This window comes from Rhizobium sp. P1_E6 (assembly GCF_056405875.1).
Map to the genome: position 1 here is coordinate 1 of NZ_JBFUBG010000202.1, position 3251 is coordinate 3251.

The window sequence follows — 3251 nt, forward strand, 5'->3', positions numbered from 1 at the left end:
TTCCTAGGCTCCATGCTGCGAGCCCTGGCAGTTGCCGGGCCTGAAAATGCTCATATGCCAGTCTTGCGTCGAAAGTCGAAAAACGAGCCAAGCATGGCGACGCTGTGTGGAGAAGGGCAGCATCGCCCTTCTCCACATTCTAAACACTGGTGGTTACTTGTAGACCGCCTCGGCTGGCGGCGGAGCTTTCCCCTTGCCCTTGCCGATCGTCCCGCAGGCGCTCAGGTTGGCGACTGCGAACATTGCAATGATCAAGACTAGAATTCTGCTCATCAAGAAGTCCCCTATCCTTAGATTCGCACACGTTGTGGTCGGCGACGAATCAGATAGTAGTGATTACTTATATAAGTAACTAGTGCAGAAAGGTCACAGACCAGACGGATCGTTGTCCCCCTTGGTAAGCGTGCATCAGATGACCAAGGCCTGCGTCCCCACGCTGACGAGCGAAAGAAAAGCCCTTATCCTTGAGACCCTTGGAACCACAGGCCGCGTGGTCGCGAAAGAGCTCAGCCTGACGCTGGGCCTCTCGGAAGATACGATCCGTCGCGACCTTCGCGAGCTTGCCTCGGAAGGTTTGCTTCAACGGGTCCATGGTGCGGCTCTGCCCGCATCCAAAGCACTCGCTGATCTTCCAAGCCGGAGGAAAATTTCTGTCGAGGACAAGACGGAATCGCAAAGGCGGCGGCAGCGACGGTTAGGAATGGCCAGATCATATTCCTGGATGGCGGAACAAGCACCGTTGCGGTGGCCCGCGCTCTTCCTATGCAACTCCATGCGACCGTTGTCACGCACAGCCCCGATATAGTGGTCGCGCTGTCCGACCACCCGGGCATCGAGGTCGACCTCGTCGGCGGCCGCATCTACAAGCACTCCAATGTCGCGGTAGGGGCGTCGCAAGTGAGGGTATCTCCCACATCCGCGCCGATATTCCGGCGATGAGCCGGGTGCTGACGGCCTCGATCACGTCCCTTTGCACTGAGGATCACGGAAACGACCCACGCCGCCTGCGTCAATGGACGCAAAACAAGTCTGAAGCAGGCATTGGTAGATGATGGATAATCCTGCCCAAACGGTCTGGGTCGCAGAAGTCAGCGGCGAAATCGCGGCGGTGGGGGCAGTCGCAGGCGACAGCATCGTCCTCAACTACGTGGCTCCCGAGTACCGCCTTCTGAGGGTGAGCAAGGCACTATTGGCCACTATGGAAGACTCGCTCCGCAATGCCGGCATACCGCTGGGAAAGCTGGTAAGCACCAGAACTGCTTTACGCTTCTACCTCGCTTACGGCTGGTTAGAGTTGGGACCTGGCGCCGGCGGAATCCGAATGCAAAAGGTGCTGTGAGGAGCACTAGCACCAAATGCGGTTTAGTCGCATCGAACGAGCGTTCAAGTTCTTCGGCCGCTCGCTTCGGGCGGGTCTCGGGTCATCTGCCGGGGCGACGAGCGTAATTGCGAAGGCGCGGTCGATGAACCGCGCCACGTTGATCCCAAGGTGGTCGACGCCGAAGCTCTGCGCGGGCCGGTAGTGGGTGATTTTCAACCGGGTCACTACGTCTACAAACTCTCGCCTTGAAAGGGTCTGAACCTTCGACCATGCGACTGCTCGTTAGTCACAAGGCCTAAGTCTCTGTATCTACAGTTGWCGGTTGGCATTTCTCACATTCGGCTGCTGTCTTCGGCAAACTCTWCCGGTTTTCCCATTCTTGCGGCGTCAGCGTCTTGATGTCGAACTGGTCGCGGGTTCGGGCGTAGGTATGGCCACCCATCCGGCCGACGGCGTCCATCATCTGCTGATCGATATGCAGATTCGATGCATCGACCGCGTCACTGCGAACGAAAACACCAACGACTTCGCCAAGAATGATCTCGCGCGCCGGTCCGACCTGCAGTGTCGTGTGCCGACGGCATTCCAAAGCGGCGGGTGCCGCGAGAATACGTGGGCTCTTCACCATCTGGCCCGGCACAGTTGCAAGGCCAGCTTCCTCCATCTCGTTCACCTCGGGGCCGAACTTGATCGCGCAGACCTCCATTTGGTCGACAAGCGCATTGTCGCAGATGTGGACGGTAAACTCGCCGGTCTCGCGGATGTTACGGGCAGTGTCCTTGAAGCGCATGTCAGCATAGTTCTCGACACCGATGGCAACGATGGCCGGATCGTGGGTCAAAACGTTGAAGAAGCTGAACGGGCCGGCGTTCGGCTGGCCATCCTTGCTCACCGTCGTTACCAGCGCGATCGGGCGCGGGATCACGGTGCCGATCAGGATCTTGTAGCGCTCGCGCTCGGTGAGTCCGGAGAAGTCGAAATGGGTGTGGTCGTACATATCAGGCCTCGGCAGCAACGCGATGGGTTTCAAGCGGGGTGTGGCGGGAGAGGTTCTCGAACCCATCCTTGGTGACGACATACATGTCGCCGACATTGCAACCGGCCGATAGCGGTTCCAGCCATTGGGTATGGAGAACGAAGACCATGCCCTCTTCCATCCGGTCGTAATTGTGCGACGAGATGTTGAAGCTGTTCTGACCGCCGGCCATGCCGACCGAGTGGCCGAGATTGGGGTTATGCGGACCGTGCGTGGCCGGGTAGACATGCATCAGCRTGCGGCCCTGCGCTTCCCAGTCGATGTTTTTCACATACTGGCGCGGGATGAGGCGGGCACCGCCATCGTCCATCGGCGCCCAGTTATAGGGCATGCTGCGCGCCTCAGGCGAACCCAACATTCCTCGCTCGATCATCGGCTCGAAGGCCGCGTTATTGACGTCGCGCATCAGGGCGCCAGGGCGGATCAGCTTTTCGGCGCGCTTGACGCCTTCGGTGCAGGCGGCCAGCACCTCTTCCTGCCGCTTGGTAATCCCGCCGACCGCGATCATGCGCGCGGTCTGGGCCGTGTAGCCGCGGTACGTGACGTTGGAGACATACAGATTGATCAGGTCACCCGGCCGGACGACGTGGCCGTAGGGCTTGCCGCAATGGGTGCCGAACTCGTTGATGCCGATCTGGTAGCCATCGCCCGTCTCACCTCCGTAGGTCAGTTGCGCTTGGGTAAAGGCGGCGTAGATTTCATGATCGGTCACGCCGGGCTTGGCGACATGATAGGCCGCTTGCGTGGAGATGCTGATGAGCTGAGCGGCGGCGCGGAACATCGTGATCTCGCGCGGCGATCTGACTTTTTGCATCCGGTCGAGAATGGCATTGTCGGCGACAAACTTCGTCTTCGGCATCAGTTCGTCGAGTGCCGCCCAGAAGGTCAGCGAGG

Annotated in this window: 6 protein-coding genes; 3 read left to right on the forward strand and 3 right to left on the reverse strand. The window is 59.5% G+C overall.

Going from position 1 to position 3251, the window contains the following annotated elements; translation table 11 throughout:
• Positions 1-153: 153 nt before the first annotated feature.
• On the reverse strand, positions 154-273 hold the full coding sequence (locus AC1D35_RS35220; protein WP_024324033.1) for a hypothetical protein: 120 nt from the start codon (positions 271-273) through the stop codon (positions 154-156).
• Between the two features lie 139 nt (positions 274-412).
• Here AC1D35_RS35220 and AC1D35_RS35225 point away from each other — a divergent pair, with 139 nt between their 5' ends.
• The 3 genes from AC1D35_RS35225 to AC1D35_RS35235 all read left to right on the forward strand — a co-directional run bounded on the left by AC1D35_RS35225 (position 413) and on the right by AC1D35_RS35235 (position 1339).
• On the forward strand, positions 413-805 hold the full coding sequence (locus AC1D35_RS35225; RefSeq protein ID WP_446983684.1) for a DeoR family transcriptional regulator: 393 nt from the start codon (positions 413-415) through the stop codon (positions 803-805).
• Positions 718-939, forward strand: coding sequence for a hypothetical protein (locus AC1D35_RS35230; protein WP_464753319.1), 222 nt, complete (start codon positions 718-720; stop codon positions 937-939). The genes AC1D35_RS35225 and AC1D35_RS35230 overlap by 88 nt, the downstream gene beginning before the upstream one ends.
• A 109-nt stretch (positions 940-1048) precedes the next feature.
• Positions 1049-1339 carry a GNAT family N-acetyltransferase gene (locus AC1D35_RS35235; RefSeq protein WP_477942556.1) on the forward strand — a complete coding sequence of 97 codons (291 nt, stop codon included), beginning with the start codon at positions 1049-1051 and terminating at the stop codon, positions 1337-1339.
• 277 nt (positions 1340-1616) lie between these two features.
• Here the strand turns inward: AC1D35_RS35235 and AC1D35_RS35240 are convergent, their stop codons facing one another.
• Positions 1617-2318: a flavin reductase family protein gene (locus AC1D35_RS35240; protein ID WP_477942558.1), complete on the reverse strand. Its 702-nt coding sequence runs from the start codon at positions 2316-2318 to the stop codon at positions 1617-1619.
• 1 nt (position 2319) lies between these two features.
• Positions 2320-3251 (reverse strand): M24 family metallopeptidase (locus tag AC1D35_RS35245; RefSeq protein ID WP_477942560.1); only part of this gene is annotated, 932 nt, incomplete at its 5' end.